Source organism: Spirulina sp. 06S082 (assembly GCF_034932145.1).
GTDB lineage: Bacteria > Cyanobacteriota > Cyanobacteriia > Cyanobacteriales > Spirulinaceae > CCY15215.
The window spans coordinates 33249-55857 of the sequence record NZ_JAYGHV010000001.1; the positions used below are offsets into that span (position 1 = coordinate 33249).

Here is a 22609-nt window from a genome sequence, read left to right on the forward strand (position 1 = left end):
GTAGCACTGCCGATCGGCATAAATCTATTGGTATGAAAGCGACAATCGATCCCTACGTTTGGGATTATGCAAAGGAAAATGATTTAATAATTGTCTCAAAAGATGCTGATATGCACGATCTAAGTTTAGTATTGGGAAATCCACCGAAAGTGATTTGGGTTCGCCTTGGGAACTGTTCGACATTACAAGTTGAAAATTTGCTGCGTCGGGAGTAAAGGCGCGATCGCATTATTTTACGAAGATGAGACTTTATCCCTGCTTGCTTTGTCGTGATGTGCTAGGTGTTTACCTACTGCGATCGCTTGCTATATTTTCCTCAAAGACAGAAGCGAGATCGCCATTTTTTGGTAAAACACAGATCGCTACTCTGTTCCGCCAACGCATCCTATTGGCTAATTGATGTCATAATCAAAGTCTAGGATAACATTCTTGTTATGACTGCAACACCGATTCAATCTTTAACTCTCGAAGCCTTCCTCAAACTTCCCTATATAGAGGAATCACCGGCATGGGAATACACGCCAGCAGGAGAGCATACCGGACAAGCAAGACAAAAATCAATGCCTCAAACTCAACACAGTCGATTACAATTCAAGCTGTGCGAAGCCATTAATAAAATTAGTGAAGGTCAAGAGATTGCTTGTGCTTTTCCCGAATTACGATGCACTTTTGGCGATCGTTCTCTCGTCCCCGATATTTCTGTATTGCGTTGGAATCGAATTCCCATGACACCAGAAGGCGATCTCATCAATAAGTTTAATTCATTTCCCGATTGGACCATTGAAATTCTCTCACCCGACCAATCTTCTAACCGCGTTGCAGCTAATATTTTACATTGTTTAAAACATGGGAGTGAATTGGGGTGGTCGATCGATCCGCGCGATCGCTCTATTCTTGTTTTTCGACCCAAACAAGAACCCGTTATTTTTGCTCGAAGCGATCGCTTACCCGTCCTAGCCGGTATCGATCTCGAAACGAGTCCCACCCAAATATTTGATTGGTTAAAAATGAAGCGGATCGCAACCCACTAAAAGATTGAGGGGATCTCTCATCCCCAATCCACTTTAATGAGAAGGTGTTGCGATTGTTGACAAGCGTGCGATCGCAGGCATTTTGCGAGTGCGATCTCACTAGGTATACTTCCATCAAAAACAATGCGATCGATGCGATCGCCTCTCCCCATCAAAATAGTAGAAACAGAAGCGCGATCGCCCTTAACTCGCAGGCAGAGAAATGGTAAATTCCGTCCCTTTCCCCAGTTGAGAATGACAAGCGATCGCACCCCCATGTTTTTCAGTAATGATTTGATGGGCGATCGCCATGCCTAAACCGGTTCCTTTTCCCACTCCTTTTGTCGTAAATCCTTGTTCAAACATTTTTGCTTGCACCTCTTCTGGCATTCCTATCCCATTATCAACAATTCGGACAAGTACATTTTGCCGATCTTTACTTAATTCCGTACTAATGGTAATATAATTGGGAGCTTTTGTTATCTGTTCAAATGTTTTCCCTACATTACTTTCATCTAAAGCATCGATCGCATTGGCAATAATATTCATAAACACTTGATTGAGTTGACCGGGAAAACACTGCACCTCGGGAATATTTTCATAGTCCCTAATAATTTCTATTTCCGGTCGTTGCTCGTTGGCTTGAGTGCGATGTTTGAGAATGAATAAAGTGCTATCAATGCCTTCGTGAATATTAAAGGTGGTTTTGCGATCGCGATCCTCGCGGGAAAAAGTTCGCAAACTATTACTAATCTCGCAAATGCGATCGACTCCCACATTCATTGAGGCAAGTAATTTGGGCAAATCTTGACAAATAAATTCGAGATCGATCTCCTCCATTTCCTCTTGTATGGTTTCATCATTTTCAGGACATTTTGCCAACAACAAATTAATAAAATTTAGCAAATCCTGCACGTAATTTTCTGCGGGTTTGAGATTACCCTTGAGGAAATTAGTGGGATTATTAATTTCGTGGGCGACTCCCGCTATTAAGTTGCCCAATGCAGACATTTTTTCACTCTGAATCAATTGCAGTTGGGAGGATTGTAACTCAACTGTTTTTTGCTGAATTTGCTGTTCGAGATTTTGCGTCAAGCGATAGAGTTTGAGATGAGTTCTTACTCTCGCTAACACTTCTACTTCCTGAAATGGCTTGGTAATATAATCAACCGCCCCCAATTCTAGGGCTTTGACTTTACTCTCAGCATCCGCCAAAGCCGTCATAAAAATAACGGGAATATTGGCGTTGAGAGGGTTGGCTTTGAGGTGTTGGCAAGTTTCAAAACCATCCATTCCAGGCATCATGATATCTAATAAGATCAAATCCGGTCTTTCTCGTTCGATTTGTTGCAGCGCCCGGGTGCCACTGGTGGCGATCGCCACATCAAATCCAGCATCGCTTAAGGTTTGGCAGATGACATCCAAATTAGTGGGAACATCATCAACAATGAGAATTAAGCCTGTTAGCAAATCGTTCATTACTTTTTACACTTTTGTAGGATCGCTGGTAGCAATGTGAGCTTGAATAAGGTCTTCAATCTTTTCAATTTGGAATTGTTTGGCGAGATTCAATATTTCTGAGATAAAGGACTGATAGCGATCGCTTTGTTGTCCGATTTCCGCAGCAACCTCTTCTAATTGCTTGAGTCGTCCCTTCTGGGCTAATTCTAACAGTTGTTGTAAGGTTTCCAGAGGAGGGTAAACGAAATTGTTGTTAGCGTCCCGAGGCTCAGAGGAGACATGGCTAGAGGTTTCCTCTAACTGCCAAGTGAGTTGGAGATGTTGCGCCAAGAGATTAAATAATTCCTCAACTTGTACGGGTTTAGCCAGAAAATCATCCCCCCCAGAGTCCAAACTTCTTTGGCGATCGGCTTCTGTTACTGATGCGGAAGAAACGATAACTTTTAACCCTTGCCAGCGATCGTCATGGCGCAGGCGATCGATGAATGCAAACCCATCCATAACGGGCATGGCTAAATCTGTGATGATTAAATCAGGAAGGTTGAGTTGTAATTTTTCTAACCCTCCTTGCCCGTTTTCCGCTTCAGTGACAACAAAACCTAACGGTTCGAGTAAATTGACGATGATAGCACGGTTTTCCCAGCGATCGTCCACAATCAGGATCTGACGCTTTTCTCCTTCATAACCGACGATATTATTCGCCAGCAGAGTTTGTTTCCGACTCCAATCTTGCGCTAAGGGAAACTCAACTTCAAAAAAGAATTCGCTACCTTTTCCCAATTGACTCTTAACTTGAATTTCCCCTCCCATTAACTGAATAATGCGGTTGCTAATGGCGAGTCCCAGCCCTGTCCCTTCGGCTTGACGAGTTTTATCTCCTACTTGCTCAAAGGCTTGGAATAGCTGGCTTTGATGCTCTGGGGCAATGCCTACTCCTGTATCGATGACGGCAAAACGGAGTTGTGTGGCGCGATCGCTGGCGGATAATTGTTTGACCTGCAATATTACCTCACCGCCATCGGTAAATTTAATGGCATTACCCAAAAGATTAATTAAAACCTGACGCAGGCGTTTTTCATCGGCTTCAATGCCCATCGGTAAGTTTGCATCGGGTTGGTAATGAAAATCAAGTCCTTTTTGTTGGGCGCGAATTTGGCAAATTTCCACCACTCCTTGCAGTAAAGCGGGCAAATACAAGGCTTTGGGAGAGAGTTCGAGTTTACGCGCCTCGATTTTGGAAAGATCCAAGATGTCATTAATCAAATTGAGCAAATGGGAGCCGCATTGATGAATGATGTTAATGCCGTGGCGTTCTTTTTCCGGTAAAGTTTTCGATCGCCCTAAAATTTGAGCATAGCCGAGAATACCATTGAGGGGCGTTCTGAGTTCGTGGCTCATATTGGCGAGGAATTCGCTTTTGGCTTGGTTAGCACCGTCTGCTTCTTCTTTGGCTTGTTGGAGTTCAAGCGTTCGTTCTGCGACGCGATCTTCGAGTTGAGTGAAGGAGGTTTTCAATTGTGCCGCCATTTGGGTAAACGATCGCGCTAATCCTTCTAATTCTCTAATTCCCTGACCTTTGACCTCGCGATCGAGGTCTCCAGAGGCGATCGCTTTGCTGGCTTGCTGTAAGTTGAAGATTGGCCGGGTAATCCAGCGAGAAGTATAGAATCCTAACAGAGTCGCCACTACTAAAGCCCCCAAACAGAGCAAAATCGTGGTGCGGGTATTGGCATTAATTTGCGCCATGAAATCCGACTCAGGGACGACGATCGCCACCAACCAATCAATGCCTTTCTCGTCTTGGAAAGGAACAACCCGGAGAAATTGGCGATCGCCATCTAGTAAAAACTCAGCCGCTAAGGGGCGATCGATCTGACTCAATTCGCCAAACTCACCTTTTAAATACTGTGCGGCTTGCTTGAGGGTGAGGTCTTCACTGTCGAGAATATTGAGGCGTTCGGCGTTATCATCGACAATTTTATAAGGCTTTTCTAAATTAGAACTGGCGATAATCTGCCCATTCCGCTCCAGTAAGACAATACGACCAGATGGACTCACCTCGATACTTTGCAGAAATTCACCAATGTCCGAGAGAATCAAATCGACTCCAACAGCACCGATTAAGCGATCGCTTTCATCATACAGGGGACGACCCGCCGCCAGGGCCATATTTCCCGATGTCCCACTCCACAGATAAACCTGACTCCATACTGGCTGACCTTTTTTAACAGATTCGCTATACCAGCCTTCTTTGTGAGGAGAGATAATATAATCGGCAGTTTCCTTTGTCCAATTGCCTTGTTTATCTCTAAAATGATGATGGAGTTTACCATCTGTATTTGGCGAATATTCGTCAACTAAAGGGCGATCGTCGTTGACATATCCGGCTCCTGCAAATTCTCCTGTGGTTAATGAATAATTGATAAATCCCACGTCAAAAGAGTCGAGTTGACTCCAAAAAAACTTGCCAATCTTGACAAGTTCTAGAGGTTGGAATAATCCTTGCTCGATCGCATTGGCATTGATATCATTAAGTTGATATGCAGCCTGTAAATAATCGTTAAGGTGTTGGGTGACAAGTTGATTGGTTTTACTCATCAATTGGTCAGCCAAATCTGTAACGGCTTGCTGACCATTTTTAAAAGATAAATATCCCGTCAGTCCCACGGCGGCAAAAATTTGCAACACGAATGGCACAATGAGAATGGCTCGTAGAGGTACGCGGCCAAGGCGATCGCCTTTTCTCCTTAATAAAGACATTCTGCAAGAGTCCTCCATTCTAATTTTCTTTATTTATAACATTAATTTTCTGAAATTATAGAATTCATTAATTTATTCCACGTTCTCATGTTTAGTTATGCTTCAAAATTGCGAAAGAGTGGTGAAGGTAAACAAAAAATCAACCCCAAAAACTGCTTCTCGCTCACAATTAGCTAAATGATAGGTAAATCAATCTGAAATTCAGTTTCCCAACCAATTTTGGATTGCACTTCGATACTGCCGCCATGTTTTTCTGTTACGATTTGACGAGCGATCGCCATCCCCAAACCCGTTCCTTTTCCGACACCTTTCGTGGTAAAAAAGGGATCGAAAACTCGCTCTATCCCATGTTTCAGGCGGAAATCCTGTTTTTTACATCTCTTCTAACCATGTTTCAATGGCAGAGATGAGACGGGGTTGATAGGGAGGAAAGCCTTTTAAGGGCAGGTCTAGGGGGTCTTCGGTGAGAAATGCGATCGCTACGGTGTCGGTGAGTTGTTGGCAAAAGGTGAGTAACTCTGGGGTCGGATGTTGGCATTGGGTGAGGAGAAGGGCGCGTTGGGAAAACTGCTGGCTGAGTTGCAGGCGATCGAGGTAGCGAGTGAGTTGGCCGGGGGTGGACACTTCGGGATATATTTCTTTGAGTTGCAAGGGTTTCCAGATCAGTTTGCACAGTTTGAGGGCGATTTCGCTTTCGCGGGTTTCTTGGGTGAGGGTTTGGGCGTCGAGGATGAGGATGGGCGGGTTTTGGAGGGCTTCGGGGAGGTTGGGCGGGGTGAGGGTTGTTTGGCTGTTATGGGGTGTTTGATCGCTGATTTCGGGATGGGATGTGGTAGGGGGATTGTGCCATGCGCGATAAAATTTGGGATAGGGGAGTTTTTCGGCACAGTTCCAGATGAGTTTATAGCATTCATGGAATCGGTCAAAGTTGTTTTGGTAAACTTCATCGCAGAGGTTGTCTTTTAAGGCGTAAACCACTTCTTTATATTGTTTGGGCGTGGTTAAAACTTTCTCAAGGCTCTGACTTGCCCAGCTAAGATCGAGTTGATCCTGAGCAGTTTTGATAAAGTTGACCAAAGAATTAATATCTTTAGTCTTTATTGGGGCTTGATACTCCATAACCTCTACACCAAAAGCCTGAAAACATATCGAAGCAGAATTTGTTGCACTACAGCGAATAGCTTGAGGATGTCCTGGATCAATTTTTCCCAAATTTATAGCGGCTCTTATTTTAGTTTCTTCAGAGTTCGTTGTTTCTATAACCTTGCACAAAGCAGCAATAGATTGAAGATTTTCTGGATCGCTTTCGTTCAAATTCATAGCGGTTTGTATTAAAGTTTCTTCAGAGTTTGTTGTTTGTATAATTTTGAGCAGAGCCGGAATAACTTTCGGATTTTTTGGATCGATAGTTTTTAAAGTCTCAACTACCCACCTAAAGATATTTTCATGTTCGGTATTGTCGAGAAGTTCTGACAACCCACTAATCGCTTCAGAATTTCCAGAAGCAATTTTTTGTAAACTGTAAGCTATCCACTTACGAGTAATTTCATTGTCAGTAGTGCCGAGAAGTTTAATTAATCCACTAATTGCTTGAGAATTTCCTCGCCCAATTTTCCTGAAAATTTCATCCACATGGCATAGAATGTCTTCATTGTCAGTAGTGTGGAGAAGTTTGAGCAATCCACTGATTGCTTGAGGATTTTCTAAACCGACTTGTTGTAAACTCAAAGCTGCCCACCTACGAGTCTCTTTCTGGTCTGTATTTTTTAGAATATCGAGTAAACCATTGATTGCTTCAGAATTTCCTCGTCCAATTCCATTTAAAATCTGCGTTAACCGTGAGAGAATATCTCGTTGTGAGCAATTTTTAGCAATTTCAATAATTTCTAAAATCGCCAATTTTTGAATTTCAAATATCACTTTTTCTGCCTGATTTTGAATTGGACTGATAAAATCCAAGAAATTTTTAGCTTCACTATTAAAATAACCAAGTCGCCACTTTAATATCTGCCGAACAATCTGAGTGGTGATAGAACAAGTCTTAAATTCATTAATCGTAGCAGCAGCTAGAAAATAGGCTTGATATTCATAAAATCCTCTATCTACGTTCTTAAAATTCCACTCTCCACACCCATCATCAAACTCAACCAACGCCTGAATAAACCTCTCTTTCTCCTCATCCTCAACATCCTCACGCCCCAACCACAACAAAATCACCTGCTTCCACTGCTTCTCAAAAATCCGATACCGTCTTCCCTCCACCGGGCGATCGCAATGCTCTTTCGGTAAAAAATAATCCCAATCCTCCACCGCTAAAGCCGCAAAATACTCCTGAAACGTGGCATGATAAAAAGCATAGACCGGATATTCCGGTTCATCCGCATCTCGTCCTACCTCATTCAACCACCCCAACTGCAACGCCTTCTCAAACAAGGATGGGGATAAATATTGATGCACTAAGCGATCGCTCAACCGAAACCTTGTCCTTTCTCCGTCTAAGGCTGCTTTCGCCAACTTCCCTAGGCTTTTATTTAACGCCTTCTTTTCTTTGTCTGTCACGGGAAACTCTTTCTGTTTCCACTCATAGATATAGTCCACAAACCGTTGATATAACTTCGCCTTCGTGTCCGGTAAATTCCCCTCTCGCAGTTCCCAAACCGCACATAATAACGTTAAGCGGAGAGGATTGCGAGAAGAGTCCTTAATGCTTTCCTTTCCGGGAGTTTGCAGGGCTGACCATAAGTTCTGTTTGGGGGGGGTACGCTGAAACCACCGTTGAATAAACCCCTGCATCTGTTCATCCTGAAACGGTTGGGTGAGATAGGTTTTAAACCCCTGTAACTGCACCGGGTTTCCTTGCCAAACATTCAACCGACAAGAGACAATACACCGGGATTTTGTCACCCAACCTTGGAGAGAAAAAGACTCTCTCGCCTTAGCACTCATCTCATCCAAGCCATCCAAGAGTAACCAGACTGCACCCTGCTCAAATTTCTGCTCCCAGTCCGCCTTAAACCCCTCTCTCGCAAACTTTAGCGCCTGTTCGAGCCAAATTTTATCTAAATATTGGTTTAAGCCGCCCTCCCCGACATCTCCCAGAGACACCCAAATCGCGAGATCGTCCGTTGTTTGTAATAACCAAAAAGCTAACTTTTGTAATAAAGTGGTTTTTCCCGCCCCCGGTTCCCCAATAATAGCGATTTGTCGGCGATCGCTCTTCTTAACCTCTTCGAGAAATTCCCGATACTCAAAGCGTTTTTCGATCGCCTGTCGGGTGTAAAGTTGCGATCCGAGTTCGGCATTTTCTGCATCCTCTGGTTTTTCCGGTTTCCGACTGGGTTGAACTAAAGCCAGATCGATAAATAAATCATCTTGAAACAAATTGCGATTTAATTCTGGAGGGAAAAGGGAGTTACTGCTTAACTGAGTTTGTTGGGGTAACATATTGCGACAAACATTTTGCCATTCTGCGATCGCATATTCCACCTCAAAACCCGCAATCTCGTCCTTAACCAAGCCTTTCAGTTGTTCATACCCAGTTTGGTAACTCTCCACAATCAGAATAATACTCCCTTTTTCCAAGGCGATCGAGAGGGTTCTATCCCTGAAGCGGTGTTGCAAATTTTTGGTAATTTCTGCTTGTTTTCGTTGCGCCTTCTCAAATTTCCCCTTCAGTCCTAAAATACAGCATTTTAGAGTGTTTGGAGTGGGTTCGGGTTTGGGTTGAGGAAGTTTCCCAAACTTTTCTCTCCATGCGTCTCGAATAACGTCCAAATTTTCTTTTCTTGAAGCTGTTTGATGTTTAAGAAAGAGGGAAAACTGCCAAAATCCCTGATTTTTAGCTGATGGATGTTCTTGTAAAATCTCTAAATCTCGGAGACAATCTAGAGCGTTTTGGATCGTTACTTCTCTCGCTTTTTTCGAGATATTAATGTTGCAATAAGTTTCCAATAAAATCCCTAAATCTTTCTTAGTAATCCCCTTTTCTATCGGTTTACGCTGTCCATTACGCTGTTTTTGTTGTTCAACAGTTCCAGAAACCCTTAACTCATTTTCCTTCACCCACTCCAGTTTAAATTGAGCCTTGAGTTCTTTGTCTGGAGAAATCTCGATCTTCTCATCCGCAAGTGCAAGCAATGACGCAACGAAATCGAGACGATCTTGTAAATCATCAGTACTTTCACCATAGTTACGGCTTTTTTTAAAGAATTTCCCCGATTTTCCCACCATAACAGCACTCGTTCTCAGATTTTTGCTGGCTTGGGGAAACTTGCACAAACGGGAGATTTTCCCAAACCAGCTATGGCAATTATAGCAAAGATTTCAGGGATTTCTCTCTGAGTTTGCTTTGTGCAAAACCCAAAAAAACACTGACCTCAAAGATACTAAAGAGGTGAGTGATGGACAGCCAACAAGATAAAATCAAACAACGGGAAGCGCTAGAAAATGCCTATACCAATTTTGTCGAACCCCATGTCAATCAATCGATCGCGATCGATCCGCAACCGATCGCTTCTAATCCGGTTATTTTTAGCGGGTTTTGTTGTGCGTCGGGATGGTTGTTGATGACATTATGCTATTGTTTTGTGATGCGCTGGCGAGGGAATAAGAGATTAAAAAATATCAATCAATCGGCAAAGAAATAACAAATTCTGTGCCTTTGCCGAGTTCGGAATGACAAGCGATCGCGCCGCCATGTTTTTCTGTTACAATTTGATGAGCGATCGCCATGCCCAAACCAGTACCTTTACCCACTTCTTTAGTTGTAAATCCTTGCTCAAAAATGCGCTCTTTTATTTCATCAGAAATTCCCATCCCATTATCAGCAATTCTCACGATGATGCTCTGTTTATCTTCACTTAATTGGGTGCTAATCGTAATACGATTGGGATTGCTTTCTATCTCCGTGTAGGTTTTTTCTGCACTACTTTCTTCTACAGCGTCGATCGCATTGGCCAATAAGTTCATAAACACTTGATTGAGTTGTCCAGCATGGCATTTTACTTCTGGAATATCGCCATAATTTTTCACAATTTCAATGGCAGGGCGTTGCTCATTGGCTTTGAGGCGATATTTTAAAATTAAAATTGTGCTATCAATGCCTTCATGTAAATTAAATTCGGTTTTCGTATCGGTATCTGTGCGGGAAAAGGTTCGCAAGGATGTGCTAATATTGTGAATGCGATCGCAGCCTGATTGCATGGATGCAATGAGCTTGGGGAAGTCTTCGGCAATAAAATCGGGGTCGAGGTCTTGGATCTCTTCTATAATTGATTCGGGCAGAGACGTATTTTCTTGATAGAGAGAAAGGATTTCTAGTAAATCTTGTAAATGGTCTTGCGCTGCACTAACATTTCCGCCAATAAAACCAACGGGATTATTGATTTCGTGAGCGACTCCTGCTACTAAATTACCCAATGTTGCCATTTTTTCGTTTTGGACTAATTGCAATTGTGTATTTTGTAAATCGGTCAGTGCTTGTTGTGTTTGTTGGTAAAGCCGGGCATTGGTTAAGGATATTGCTGCTTGGGCGCAGAGGGCATCTAATAAGTCTATGCGATCGCTTGTAAAAGCATCTGCGGTGAGGCGATTTTCTAAATAGAGAATCCCGATTAAATGTCCTCGTTCAAGTAAAGGCATACACAGTAAACTTTGAGGAGAGAAGCGTCGTAAATAGCGATCGGCAGCAAACTGAGTTTGTGCGGTTTTTGCATCTAGAATAGCAGTTTCTGTGGTGCGTCGAACCGTGTTAATCAATCCTATGGGCAAGTCTGGATAATCATCTAGAGGAATCGATTGATGCAGGGAATCGAGTTTTAAATCGTTTTCTGTGTCAGTACGAGTCGCGATCGCTTCTAGTGTCAAGCCTTGTTCGTTAGTTAATAATAATGCGCCTTTAGTCGCTCCGGCATTTTCGAGAATAATCTTCATGAGTGTGGAAAGCAGGCGATCGATTTCGATTTCTCCTGATAGAGTGCGAGAGGCTTTCAACAGAGAAGAGAAATCGAGAATAGAGGAAATATTCGAGATTGTTGCGGTTTGGGTATGAGAATTGCTGACAATCTTAGAAATGCTTGTACCTGAAGTAAAAGAAGCGCGATCGCATTGCAAAATTGGTTTTAATAGTTCAGGGTAGTGTTCTTCTAAATGTTTGGTTTTCGCCTTTGCTCCCCATTGAGCATAGCAATAGTAGGCTTCTTGCATATATACTGCGGCAATTTTTTCTTTGCCCCAATCGAGATAGAATTTAGCGGCGAGTTCGTTAGCTAGAGCTTCTTCTTGAATGTATTTGTTTTCTTGGATGAGGGCAATGGCTGCGTCATAAAGCTCTAGGGCTTCTATCTTATGTCCCAAAACCCGGTATTTCTCTGCTTCTACCAATTGCCACTGATGCAAATAGTTCATGGGAGCGTGTTTTGCCCAAAGCTGCAACCGGGCTTGATTCTCCTGAATTCGTTGCTGTTGCGCTTCTGACTCAACAGAGGAATCGGACTCCGAGGCAAGGGCAATCAGGGAGTCATAAAAGTATAAGGCTGGGACAATTCTTCCTGCACCTGCCGCTATGTACTGTCTAGCTTGAACGATATCGGCGTTTGCCAGAGCAATGTCTCCTAGTAGAAACCTTAACATTGCTCTGCACATATAGAATGTAAATACCCGCATCATATCATTAGAAGCAAGAGCCTGAGAAACGAGATTTTCTTCCTTGGCAGCTTGTTCAAAAGAAAGATCGATTTTGTCTGGATTACCCAATAAGAATAGCGTTGTTTCCCAATAAATTGCACAATAGTTCGCCGTTGCGAGTTGATTGAAATCGACCAATTGCTGACGATAGGCACGGATTTGAAATTCTAATTCTGCTAAAGGTTGACCGCAACAGTAGGAACTCAAACAAAATCCATGAGCATTATAGCCAACATACTCTAAGTTGCCTGTTTCTAATCCGGCTTGATAGCCTGCCTGAAAAATGGGTAAAGTTTCTCGCAAATGATGCTGGTGATGGTGCAAAGATAATCCAATGATCGCAAAAGTTGCAGGGCGAATATTTTTGGCATTTGCTTCTGATGCCAAACGATAAGCTAATTGACCAAACTGTGTCGCTGCCGTCACATCTTGTAGTAGGTTGATGACCAGAGCGCCATAAATTCCATAGCTGAAGGCTGAAGTGGGGCTGTTGCCATACTGAAGTGATAAATTTACTTGTAGGGTGATGGACAGGGCATATAGGGGCGAACCGACTAGATAACAAGCTGATAGAATACTTGCGGCCACCTGCATTGTGGCAAGTTTTTCAGCATCTACCATTGCGGGCAGGTTAAATAAATCCTCAACGGGGCGATCGCCGATTAAAGTGTTAATTTCCTGCATTGCCTGCTGAATATCCTCCAAGGTAGGGCGATCGGGAAACTCAATACCTAATTCTTTGAGAATCAACTGAGCGATGGATATTGCTTCTAAAAACTTATTCTGTGATGTTAATACCTGAATTTTGACGATGTAAACCTGCACCTGTTCTAGAGGAGTCCTCGCACGATCGATCGTGGCTTCAATCCACTGATTCATCTGGTCAAATTCCCCACAGAGTGAAGCCACTTCTGCGCCGAGTTCGTGCAATTTTAAGGTCATCGGGTAATCTCGTTGCCAAGCTGTACTGCCGAGCAAATTCATGGCAATTTCAGCATACTTGCGAGCCACTTGATAGGCCGTTGCAACTCTAGCTTTTTGGCAAGCTAAGAGATTTAATTGTGCTAGGTCATCTCGTTCGGTTTGGTCTTCAATCAGTGCAATTCCATAATTCAACTGATTGACCAAAGTAAAGATTCGCTCTTCTCTAGCTTCAGGAGAAATTTGCTGAAGTAGTAATTGACCAATGCGATAGTGGGCGATCGCGCGTTTAGACTCGGGAATCAAAGAATAAGCTGCTTGTTGAACGCGATCGTGCAAAAACCGATAACTTACCGTGGTGGACTCAGTTGGGTTGGAGTCAATTTCACCTTGGAAAAATTTATAGGCTTCGCTAATAGGAATCACCATTCCTTCTTGCAGTGCATTCCAAATTTCCTTTGCCACTTCTTCCGAAGAAGATTCTCGTACAATTGCCAATGTTTTCAAATCAAACTGGTTGTCAATACAAGCCGCCAATTTCAACACCTCTTGCGTCGTTTCTGGTAACTTTTGCAACCGTCCCGCCATAAATTCCACTACATCATCAGTCAGAGCAGCATCTCGCACCTTCACCAAATCGCATTCCCAATATCTCAAATTGGCATTAAATACAATCAGTTCATCTTCATACAATCCTTTTAAGAATTGGGTGCTAAAAAACGGATTACCTCGGGTTTTTTGATAAATTAAATCTGTTAAGGGTTAGGCTATTTCAGAGGTACAACTGAGGGTGTCTGCGACCAACTGTTTAAGATGATGGGGGGACAAAGAAGTGAGAGTAATTGTATTAATAATTGCTTCTTGATTTTCTAATTCTCCTAAAGTTAAAAGGAAGGGATGAGTGGGAAAAACTTCGTTATCTCGATATGCCCCCAATAGTAACAAATAGCCGATCTCGTTATCTCCCATTAACACTTTCATTAAGTTTAATGATGCGGAATCTGCCCATTGTAAATCGTCTAAAAATATCGTTAAAGGATGCTCTTTTGTGGTGAAGACGGCGATAAATTTCTGAAACAGCAGGTTAAAGCGATTTTGGACAGCACTTCCGAATAATTCTGGGGGAGGGGGTTGTTTGCCAATAATGCTTTCAAGTTCGGGAATCACATCAATGAGAACTTGTCCATTTGTACCAACGGCTGCGAGAATTTTGGTTTTCCAATTGTCTAATTCAGCATCGGATTCGCTGAGGATTTGCCCCATTAAATTACGGAAGGCTTGCGTAAAGGCAGAGAAGGGAATATTGCGGTTAAATTGGTCGAATTTCCCTTTGATAAAGTAGCCTCGTTGTTTAACAATGGGTTTGTGAACTTCGTTGACTACTGCTGTTTTGCCAATCCCAGAAAATCCGGCAACCAGCATCATTTCGCTGTTTCCTGCCGCGACGCGATCGAAAGCATGGAGTAAAGTTTGTACTTCTTTTTCTCTTCCGTAGAGTTTTTCGGGGATGAGAAAGCGATCGCACAAATCCCGTTCTCCTAATGTAAAAGATTCTATTTTTTCACTTTCTTGCCATTGTTTTTGACATTTTTCCAGGTCGTATTTTAATCCCAAAGCACTCTGATAGCGGTCTTCGGCATTTTTTGCCATTAATTTCATTACGATATCTACTAAGGGAGTCGGGAGTCGATCTCCCCTGTCCCCCTTCAGAAGGGGGGTGGCGATCGCCGGGGGTATCTTGGTAATATGCCAGTGAATGAGTTCGAGGGGATCGTCACTTTCAAAAGGCGGTTTTCCCGTTAAGAGTTCATAAAAGGTCACTCCCAAAGAATAAAAATCACTGCGATAATCAATGCCTCGGTTCATTCTTCCAGTTTGTTCCGGGGAAAGATAGGCCAGAGTTCCTTCTAAAACGTTGGGAGCTTGAATGGTTTGAGTTTCTTTTGGCAATAGGCTAGAAATACTGAAGTCAATTAGTTTAACTTCTTGGGTTTGAGGATGAATCAGTATATTTGCGGGTTTTATATCTTTATGAATAATGCGGTTTTGGTGTAATTTGTGGAGAATCTCGGCGAGTTGAATGGCTAAGTTGAGAAATTGAGCAATGTCTAGGAGTTTTTCTTTGTCTTTCTTGCTGGCGATCGCCTCTTTTAAAGAAATTCCTCCCCAGTCTTCCATAATCAGAGCATAGCGGTTTTCGTAACGTTCTAGGGCGTAGGGTTTAACAATGCCTTCAATCGCCAGATTTTTGGTAATGGTATATTGATTGCGAAACTGGACTAATTCGTTAAAAGCAGGATATTCATTCCGCATTAATTTGATGATCGCTGGTTTTTCGTCATCGTTGTGCTGTCCGCGATAGACGAAGGTGCGATCGCTTTCGTGGATGAGTTCTTTGATTTTATAGTCGAATAATTGGGGCAAACTCACGGATATCATGGTTTTTCGAGATCGAGGTGTTTCCAGTCTAAGCAAACATTGTGAAAAACTTGTGAAGATGAGGCTGGGATTAACAATTTGAAACACAACAAGAGAAAAAGGCGATCGCTACAAATCTTATATCAAATCCGCATGAATACTATCATTAAAAATCTAGGGAGCGAGACGCTCCCACTACGATAATATTCAATAATTACAGTAGTGCGGGCATCTTGCCCGCTTGTTATACCCATTAACCGGATTTGATCTTAATTCAAAGGCAGAGAAATTATGAACTCTGTACCTTTGTTCAATTCTGAGGTACAAGCGATCGCGCCGCCATGTTTTTCTACCAAGATTTGATGGGCGATCGCCATGCCCAAACCCGTTCCTTTTCCTACTTCTTTAGTTGTAAATCCTTGCTCAAAAATGCGCTCTTTTATTTCATTAATGCAGCTTTCCATGAGACAATCAGAAATATATTTTTTCTCAACTAACCGATGACAAACAAACTCAAACCTGATTGGGCGGGTGAAGATATTCTCTCTCGATTTGTTAATCTCCTGATTCAGACTAAGCCTCTTTATAACATTATGAAAGGCCAAGCACGGCAAGTTCTCATCAAAACTGCCGAAAAAAACGGTATTCCTTGGCGCGAAACTTATCAGAAACTCGATCGCACTTCAGTTAAAAGCCTTCTTCCTGAAATCACAAATAAAAACCTCACCTATCCTGAATATTACCAAGTCCCTTTCCATGCTTACAATGAGGGAAATCTCTGTTGGGCTGCTGCTTTTGAGGCTGAATCTGCTACAAAAGCAATGGGTTTGCGCGTGTGGAAAGGAGAAAATTTAACTTGGCAAGAAGCGGAAAATCGGATGCGCGGCAACTTTCACAAAATTCTCGGTGAATATAGTCCTCCTATCGTTCGTGATGTTCTTGATGTCGGTTGTTCTGTGGGAATTTCTACTCTTACTTTACATCATTACTACAGTCAGCGACAACAAGACCCCGTGCGGACTATTGGTTTAGATTTATCTCCTTATATGCTCTCTGTCGCCAAGATTCGCGACGAAAAAGGCGAGATCGATCGCTGGATTCATGCTAATGCAGAAAATACCGGATTGAGCGATCGCAGTTTTGATATTATTAGCCTACAATTTGTCATTCACGAGTTACCCCGTTACGCCAGTAAAGCAATTTTTAAAGAAATGTTGCGAATTTTGCGACCGGGTGGCATTTTGAGCATTATCGATAATAACCCCAAATCTCCTGTGATTCAAAGTTTACCTCCAGCTTTATTTGTCTTGATGAAAAGCACCGAACCTTGGAGCGATGATTTCTATACTTTTGATGTAGAAGCTGCTTTAAAAGAAGCTGGTTTCGAGCATCGGATTACAACTCCTAGCGATCCGCGCCATCGCACGATTATTGCTGTCAAGCCTTATTGAGAGCTTACCAAAACTTTGCCTCGTTTGACTGCATAAATAAGGCGATCGATAACTCTTCTTTCTTCTTCGTTTAAATCTTCTTTAAGAGTTGCAGCCATTAAGCCGTAGCGATCGCTTAAGGTCAAAATGCCAGTATCGGCAACAGAAACAAGTATTTCAAAAATAGCACCAGGAAGAAGTTCAATTTTGTTAAACATGATTTTTTTTTGCTTTTCTTATCGACAATTACATTATCTCTCTTTTTTTTCGATCGTAGGGTGATACTCCTCTTGGAAAATAGGGGAATGCGATCGGGTTTCAAGATGATGGAAAATACAGAGATAATGCGATCTTTATAAGCGCTAAAGACGATCTCTATCACTGGGTCAATTGATAAGAAAATCCCCCGACATCTTGCCATGTCAGGGGAAAAAAGAGTGAGAGGAAGTCAAACTTGAAAAACTTGTATTTAGGCTGTAGCGAGTTGAATGCGTCCGCGTTTGATGGACTGTAAGAGGCGATTTACAACTCGTCTTTCTTCTTCTTCAAGGTTTTCATTCAAAGTTGCAGCCATCAAGCCGTAGCGATCGGAAAGAGTTAAAATGCCCGTTTCGGTAGCAGTAGCGAAAATTTCAGAGATAGCACCGGGGAGGAGAGCGAGTTGGTTAAACATGATTCTTTGCCTTGACTTCCTTATCTACATTTATATCATCCCTCTTTTTTCCTGGATGCGCGGTGATAGTCCTCGTAACAATCCTAGGAATGCGATCGGGGTTGGAGATGACGGAAAATACGGAGAGGGTGCGATCGCGATCGCCTTTATTCTTTTTGAGAAGCGCGATCGCCATTGTGGGGAACAGCTAAAATCCAAGCCAAAGCAATGCCTTTGATCGTACCACCCATTCCCCCACTCGCTCCAGCTAATATAAGCCAACCCGCCATTTCCAACGGGTTAGCGCTACCAAACAAAAATTTCATCGAATATAAAGCAAACCAACTGACACTCCCCATCCACCCGAAACCACTGGCCAGAATCCACCAATAGGCTCTTTTTCCAGCAGATTTAAGCACAAGCCATTGCAGAAAACCAAGGAACCCTCCCCCAAAAAAAGCACCGATAAAGAAATGCAGTCCAGAAGAAGGATTAAGCCGAAACAAAGATAAACTCCAGAAGGCTACAAATAAGCTCAAGAGTACCCCGATCGCCGTTACAGGAATCCACCAAACTGCATGGCGAATTCGCCGACGCAATATCGCCCATTGACTCACACCCAAGGGCAAAAAAGTCATCACGATCATTGCAAAAAATATGAATCTGGCGATCGGTGACTGAGAATCTAGAAATGGAATGAGAAATGCTAATCCCCAAATACCCCAACCTAAAGGAATTGATAGACTGGTCGCGAGAATCCATTGTATCCAAAGCGGAATTGGCTGTAATTTATGTCTCATTCCTATTTCTCCTGTTTTAATTGCTGTTTCTGTCATGGTAGGGGTTTGGTCTCCAAACCCTCGATCGTTTGGTCTCCAAACCCTCGATCGTTTGGTCTCCAAACCCTCGATCGCAAAGGAAGGTAAAACAATGGCGGTAAATTACGATATCGTCATCATAGGAGTTCTGGGGGTTTTCTGGGGGTTTGGGGTTTGGAAACCAAACCCCTACAAACCCCTGATGGCAAATTGACGATCGCAAAGGAAGGTAAAAAAATGGCAGTAAATTACGATATCGTCATCATAGGAGGCGGTTCTGGGGGTTTAGTGGTTGCTAGTGTCGCCGCTCAACTCAACGCTAAAGTGGCTTTGGTAGAAAAAGATAAACTGGGGGGAGACTGTCTCTGGTATGGTTGCGTTCCTAGTAAATCCTTAATTCATGCTGCCCGTGTTGCTTACGAAATCAAACAGAGTTCTCGTTTTGGCATTTATACCGATGCCCCGAAAATCAACTTTGAGGAAGCGACGGGATATGTGCAAAGCGTAATCGAGGCGATCGCACCTCACGACTCCCCAGAAAGATTTCGCGGGTTGGGAGTTGAGGTCATTTTTGGGTCGGGAAAGTTTATCGATCGGGAAACTTTTGAAGTAAACGGACAACAATTAAAGGCGCGATCGTTTGTCGTTTCAACGGGATCTCGCCCCGCAATTCCTCCCGTTGAAGGCTTAAAAGAAGCAGGTTTTTTAACTAACGAACAAGTTTTTTCTTTACAAGAATGTCCAGATTCCTTAATTGTCATTGGTGCCGGTCCCATTGGCTGCGAATTGGGACAATCTTTCCATCGTTTGGGAGCAAAAGTAACAATTATTGCCAGTCACGATAAAATCATGCCCAAGGAAGATCCAGAAGCCGCAGCAGTAGTTGAAGAACAATTAGAATCGGAAGGTATTCGCATTCTCAAAAATTCGCGGGCGAAGAAAGTTGAAATAATTAACGGCAAAAAATGCTTGTGGGCGGGTCCAAAAGAGGGAGAAGGAGAGAAAATTATTGCCGATGAAATTTTAGTTTCTGCGGGACGCATTCCTAATGTGGATAGCTTAAATTTAGAAGCGGCAGGGGTTCAATACGATCAAAAAGGCATCAAAGTCAGTGCAGATTTACGGACGACAAATCCACGTATTTTTGCTTGTGGCGATATTATTGGGGGCTATCAATTCACTCACGTTGCTGGTTATGAAGCAGTAGTTGCTGTTACTAATGCTCTGTTTTCTCCCATTACAAGACTATTCTCTACAAAAGCCAATTATCGTGTTATTCCTTGGGCAACATTTACCGAACCAGAACTAGCACGAGTGGGTTTAACAGAAAAACAGGCGCGCAATCGATATGGGGATGATGTTTATGTGTTAAAACAGCCTTTTGCTGGGGTAGATCGCGCTCAAGCGGAGAATGCGACCAAAGGTTTTGGTAAAATTATTACCCGCGCCAACGGGGAGATTTTAGGGGCGCATCTGGTGGGTTCTTCCGCAGGAGAATTAATCCATGAAGTTGTTCTGGCCATGGCTAATAAATTACCCGTGAAAGCACTGACAGGAATTCATATTTATCCAACTCTTTCAGAAGTGAATAGTAAAGCAGGATTGCTCTTAAATAAACAAAAGTTCGCTCAAAATGAAGGATTACAAAACAATTTAAGAAAGTTCTTTAATTTCCTGCGATCGCTTTAAAAATATTTAAAATAGCTAGATATTTTAAATAGTTAGGCGATCGGTTAATGCTCAAGATGATGAGATTTATTTTAGTCTCGCTTATAGTTTTTAGCCGAGGAGAGAGTGGCGATTACCTAAGAAGCGAGGCGATCGGCGAGGCGCGTTGTTTCGGGGAGACGATAGCGAGGGGCGCAGCGCAGGACATAATCGATCGCCGTGGGTAGACTAATTTTATGACCGATCGAAATGTAGAGGGGTTTAATATTGGTTTGCGATCGCAAGACTGCACCGATAATTTCGCCTTCATCTCGCAAGGGTTGCCAACTGCCTCGCTCTATGGGAATCTCTTCGTGTTGTCCAATAAAGCGTGTTTTAGCGACTCCAATGGTGGGAAGGTCAAGTAAGACCCCCAAATGGCAAGCCAAGCCAAAACGGCGCGGATGGGCATATCCTTGACCATCGCAGAGAATTAAATCGGGTATTGTGGTCAGTTGTCCGATCGCCTCAATTAGGGCGGGAATTTCGCGAAAGGAAAGAAATCCAGGGATGTAGGGAAAATTGGTGGGAATTCTAGCTGTGGCGCGATCGACGGGTTTTAAATCGGGAAAACTTAAAACCACAACGGCGGCCTTTGTGGTGGAGTCGTCTTTCTCAAATCCCGCGTCAACTCCAGCGACGTAGCGTATTTCTGTAAAGCTATCGCTTTTGATGACGCGATCGCGCAGATCTGCCTGTATTTGCTTTGCTTCTGCTTCCGTTGGCGACCAGTTATGCTCGATATTCAACTTCATTTTTCTATCAAAGAGTTTGTTACAATTCGTAACAATTAAGTTTTACTACACAATGATACGCTGACACGCTCAGATTCGTATGCTTTACTGAATTATTGAGAGTTTATCCACGAGTAGTGGTACGGAGATGTCGGCGTTGAACAATTATCTGAGCAAGAGTTTCAAGCGGGAAGATGGGAAAAGCCTATTTTATTCTTTTCGCTTTATCCATTTTTCTGGACGAGTCATTCCCTCTGTCTTTCTAACTTTAATACTGGGGCTATTTCCCGTCGAAGCATGGGCGCAGCGCGATCGCAATACTTCCCCTGTCCAAAATCGCTTTGGGGTGGTGAGAAGTCAAGAAAATGTTCGCCAGTGGTCTAGTATTAACCAACGCTTGCAACAGACAGGACTAGATTACTGTATCGTGGATCTCTCGGAGATTCGACCCGGCGGGACTTTTAATGTTCTTAATAGTGAAGTGGGGGTTTTACTCCTACCTAATTTAGAAACGCTGACGGGCGCTCACATTAATGCTCTCGATCTGTGGATGCGTCGAGGGGGAAAAGTGGTTGTTACGGGTCCAGCCGGACATTTATCGCAACCGCAGATTAAAACCCAATTGCGATCGCTTTTTGGTGCCTATTGGGGTTTTCCCCTTACGTCTCCTTCGACTTTACAAATTCAAACTGAAGATAATCCAGACACAGCAGGGTTTTCTCGTCTTTCTACCACCATACATGGGGGGGCGATTATTCCCACAGGAACAAATAGTCAAACCGTAGCAACTTGGCAAGCAGAAGGTGCGCCTCCTGCTGTGGTAATTACCGACCGATCGACCTTTTTAGGATGGCGTTGGGGCAATAATGAAGTTGCTTCGGCTGAAGCGGATAGTTTGTGGTTACAGGCTTCTCTCAATCGTTACGGGCGTTTTTCTCAAGCGACGAACTCCACAGGAGGTTCTTGTCGAGATGCTGAAACTATAGCTGTTCAACCGACTACCGATCCTTCTCCTCGTACAACTCCTCCTCGTACAACTCCCCCTCGTACAACTCCTCCTCGTACAACTCCCCCTCGTACAACTCCTCCTCGTACAACTCCTCCTACTTCTACCACTCCTGCCTCAACTCCTGCTGATTTGCGTGCGTTGCAGCAGGAGTTGGAACGCTTGCAGGGACGTTACGAAAGTGCATTACTGATTGTTGAAGCGAACAATCAAGATACAGCAATTTCTCTCAACGAGGCGATCGAACAAGCTGCCGATCGCCCCAGACAAACTCGCAATAATTCTTTCAATACTCAACTAGCCGAAGTTCGCGAACAGTTGCAAACTTTTAAAACCTTAATTCAACAGGGGGATTTCCCGCAAGCGAGGGCGCAGGGGCGCTATGTTCGGAGCTTGATTTGGGATCGCTATCCCACAAAAGCACAACTGCATTATCCGGAAACTCGTGCCATGTGGCTCGATCGCGGTACCATTGTGCGAACGCGATCGAAGCGGGAACTGGGACGAATTTTCGATCGCCTTGCCAATGCTGGTATTAATACGGTCTTTTTTGAAACAGTGAATGCCAGTTATACTATTTATCCCAGTCAGGTAGCCCCAGAGCAAAATCCTTTAATACAGGGCTGGGATCCCCTAGAAGCGGCGGTAGAACTGGCTCACGAACGGGGGATGGAACTCCACGCTTGGACGTGGATTTTTGCAGCAGCGAATCAACGTCACAATCAGATTTTAAGACAGCCTCAAAACTATCTCGGACCTGTTTTAACGCAACACCCCAACTGGGTGGGGACAGATGCCCAAGGAAATCCTTTTCAAGTGAACACGAAAAAAGCCTTTTTCGATCCCGCAAATCCAGAACTGCGGGCATATTTACTCAGGCTTTTGGATGAAATCGCAACAAAATATGATGTTGATGGTATTCAATTAGATTACATTCGCTATCCTTTCCAAGACCCAAATCGGGGTTTAAATTATGGGTTTGGTGCGGCTTCTCGGCAGGCATTTTAT

At 43.3% G+C, this 22609-nt stretch carries 16 protein-coding genes and 3 pseudogenes; 8 read left to right on the plus strand and 11 right to left on the minus strand.

Features of this window, described 5'->3' with window-relative positions; genetic code table 11:
* The first annotated feature begins 32 nt into the window (after window positions 1-32).
* From VB714_RS00180 to VB714_RS00195, 4 genes are read left to right on the plus strand one after another with little or no spacing between them, the layout of a single operon-like run.
* Window positions 33-215: a DUF5615 family PIN-like protein gene (locus tag VB714_RS00180; protein WP_416309564.1), complete on the plus strand. Its 183-nt coding sequence runs from the start codon at window positions 33-35 to the stop codon at window positions 213-215.
* 26 nt (window positions 216-241) lie between these two features.
* On the plus strand, window positions 242-400 hold the full coding sequence (locus VB714_RS00185) for a hypothetical protein (protein ID WP_323219972.1): 159 nt from the start codon (window positions 242-244) through the stop codon (window positions 398-400).
* A gap of 34 nt (window positions 401-434) precedes the next feature.
* Window positions 435-1031 carry a Uma2 family endonuclease gene (locus tag VB714_RS00190; RefSeq protein ID WP_323219975.1) on the plus strand — a complete coding sequence of 199 codons (597 nt, stop codon included), beginning with the start codon at window positions 435-437 and terminating at the stop codon, window positions 1029-1031.
* Window positions 1032-1078: 47 nt separating this feature from the next.
* Window positions 1079-1240: a hypothetical protein gene (locus VB714_RS00195; protein ID WP_323219977.1), complete on the plus strand. Its 162-nt coding sequence runs from the start codon at window positions 1079-1081 to the stop codon at window positions 1238-1240.
* On the opposite strand, the gene VB714_RS00200 is transcribed toward VB714_RS00195, so the two are convergent.
* From VB714_RS00200 to VB714_RS00215, 4 genes and pseudogenes are all read right to left on the minus strand, one after another.
* Window positions 1215-2489, minus strand: a complete 1275-nt coding sequence (locus VB714_RS00200) for a sensor histidine kinase (RefSeq protein WP_323219979.1) — start codon at window positions 2487-2489, stop codon at window positions 1215-1217. The two genes, VB714_RS00195 and VB714_RS00200, sit on opposite strands and share 26 nt — an antisense overlap.
* Window positions 2490-2495: 6 nt before the next feature.
* Complete coding sequence (locus tag VB714_RS00205; protein ID WP_323219981.1) at window positions 2496-5231, minus strand: ATP-binding protein; 2736 nt, start codon at window positions 5229-5231, stop codon at window positions 2496-2498.
* 173 nt (window positions 5232-5404) lie between these two features.
* Window positions 5405-5569: pseudogene (locus VB714_RS00210) on the minus strand (ATP-binding protein); the annotation flags it as partial.
* 34 nt (window positions 5570-5603) lie between these two features.
* Window positions 5604-9509: an NACHT domain-containing protein gene (locus VB714_RS00215; protein WP_323219986.1), complete on the minus strand. Its 3906-nt coding sequence runs from the start codon at window positions 9507-9509 to the stop codon at window positions 5604-5606.
* 122 nt (window positions 9510-9631) lie between these two features.
* On the opposite strand from VB714_RS00215, the gene VB714_RS00220 reads away from it, so the two are divergent.
* A complete protein-coding gene (locus VB714_RS00220; RefSeq protein WP_323219988.1) occupies window positions 9632-9877 on the plus strand; it encodes a hypothetical protein in 246 nt (81 codons plus the stop codon).
* Here the strand turns inward: VB714_RS00220 and VB714_RS00225 are convergent.
* Together VB714_RS00225 and VB714_RS00235 are read right to left on the minus strand one after the other, a co-directional pair.
* Window positions 9855-15275: pseudogene (locus VB714_RS00225) on the minus strand (AAA family ATPase). The gene VB714_RS00220 and the pseudogene VB714_RS00225 sit on opposite strands and share 23 nt — an antisense overlap.
* 248 nt (window positions 15276-15523) lie before the next feature.
* Window positions 15524-15691: pseudogene (locus tag VB714_RS00235) on the minus strand (ATP-binding protein); the annotation flags it as partial.
* A 63-nt stretch (window positions 15692-15754) separates the two neighbouring features.
* Between VB714_RS00235 and VB714_RS00240 the strand changes: the two are divergent.
* Entirely contained in the window at window positions 15755-16705 is a 951-nt protein-coding gene (locus VB714_RS00240; protein WP_323219996.1) for a class I SAM-dependent methyltransferase, read from the plus strand.
* Here the strand turns inward: VB714_RS00240 and VB714_RS00245 are convergent.
* From VB714_RS00245 to VB714_RS00260, 4 genes are all read right to left on the minus strand, one after another.
* Entirely contained in the window at window positions 16699-16902 is a 204-nt protein-coding gene (locus VB714_RS00245) for a hypothetical protein (protein WP_323219998.1), read from the minus strand. The genes VB714_RS00240 and VB714_RS00245 overlap by 7 nt on opposite strands.
* Before the next feature lie 251 nt (window positions 16903-17153).
* A complete protein-coding gene (locus VB714_RS00250) occupies window positions 17154-17357 on the minus strand; it encodes a hypothetical protein (RefSeq protein ID WP_323220000.1) in 204 nt (67 codons plus the stop codon).
* Window positions 17350-17532, minus strand: a complete 183-nt coding sequence (locus VB714_RS00255; protein ID WP_323220002.1) for a hypothetical protein — start codon at window positions 17530-17532, stop codon at window positions 17350-17352. Before VB714_RS00255 ends, VB714_RS00250 begins: the two co-directional genes overlap by 8 nt.
* Window positions 17504-18172, minus strand: coding sequence for a hypothetical protein (locus VB714_RS00260; RefSeq protein ID WP_323220004.1), 669 nt, complete (start codon window positions 18170-18172; stop codon window positions 17504-17506). The genes VB714_RS00255 and VB714_RS00260 overlap by 29 nt, the downstream gene beginning before the upstream one ends.
* A gap of 219 nt (window positions 18173-18391) precedes the next feature.
* On the opposite strand from VB714_RS00260, the gene VB714_RS00265 reads away from it, so the two are divergent.
* Window positions 18392-19843, plus strand: a complete 1452-nt coding sequence (locus VB714_RS00265; protein WP_416309566.1) for a dihydrolipoyl dehydrogenase family protein — start codon at window positions 18392-18394, stop codon at window positions 19841-19843.
* Between the two features lie 116 nt (window positions 19844-19959).
* Here VB714_RS00265 and nfi read toward each other — a convergent pair whose 3' ends face one another.
* Window positions 19960-20616: a deoxyribonuclease V gene (nfi, locus tag VB714_RS00270; RefSeq protein WP_323220008.1), complete on the minus strand. Its 657-nt coding sequence runs from the start codon at window positions 20614-20616 to the stop codon at window positions 19960-19962.
* Between the two features lie 136 nt (window positions 20617-20752).
* Between nfi and VB714_RS00275 the strand changes: the two genes are divergently transcribed.
* A partial coding sequence (locus tag VB714_RS00275) for a glycoside hydrolase family 10 protein (RefSeq protein ID WP_323220010.1) occupies window positions 20753-22609 on the plus strand: 1857 nt, incomplete at its 3' end.

What these genes read in the sequence shown, in the direction of transcription:
- VB714_RS00250 (WP_323220000.1), bottom strand. Translation starts at nt 17,357, where the DNA reads ATGTTTAACCAACTCGCTCTCCTCCCCGGTGCTATCTCTGAAATTTTC.
- VB714_RS00255 (WP_323220002.1), bottom strand. Translation starts at nt 17,532, where the DNA reads ATGGCGATCGCGCTTCTCAAAAAGAATAAAGGCGATCGCGATCGCACC.
- VB714_RS00205 (WP_323219981.1), bottom strand. Translation starts at nt 5,231, where the DNA reads ATGTCTTTATTAAGGAGAAAAGGCGATCGCCTTGGCCGCGTACCTCTA.
- VB714_RS00260 (WP_323220004.1), bottom strand. Translation starts at nt 18,172, where the DNA reads ATGACAGAAACAGCAATTAAAACAGGAGAAATAGGAATGAGACATAAA.
- VB714_RS00265 (WP_416309566.1), top strand. Translation starts at nt 18,392, where the DNA reads ATGGCAGTAAATTACGATATCGTCATCATAGGAGGCGGTTCTGGGGGT.
- VB714_RS00200 (WP_323219979.1), bottom strand. Translation starts at nt 2,489, where the DNA reads ATGAACGATTTGCTAACAGGCTTAATTCTCATTGTTGATGATGTTCCC.
- VB714_RS00190 (WP_323219975.1), top strand. Translation starts at nt 435, where the DNA reads ATGACTGCAACACCGATTCAATCTTTAACTCTCGAAGCCTTCCTCAAA.
- nfi (WP_323220008.1), bottom strand. Translation starts at nt 20,616, where the DNA reads ATGAAGTTGAATATCGAGCATAACTGGTCGCCAACGGAAGCAGAAGCA.
- VB714_RS00180 (WP_416309564.1), top strand. Translation starts at nt 33, where the DNA reads ATGAAAGCGACAATCGATCCCTACGTTTGGGATTATGCAAAGGAAAAT.
- VB714_RS00240 (WP_323219996.1), top strand. Translation starts at nt 15,755, where the DNA reads ATGACAAACAAACTCAAACCTGATTGGGCGGGTGAAGATATTCTCTCT.
- VB714_RS00220 (WP_323219988.1), top strand. Translation starts at nt 9,632, where the DNA reads ATGGACAGCCAACAAGATAAAATCAAACAACGGGAAGCGCTAGAAAAT.
- VB714_RS00185 (WP_323219972.1), top strand. Translation starts at nt 242, where the DNA reads ATGAGACTTTATCCCTGCTTGCTTTGTCGTGATGTGCTAGGTGTTTAC.
- VB714_RS00245 (WP_323219998.1), bottom strand. Translation starts at nt 16,902, where the DNA reads ATGTTTAACAAAATTGAACTTCTTCCTGGTGCTATTTTTGAAATACTT.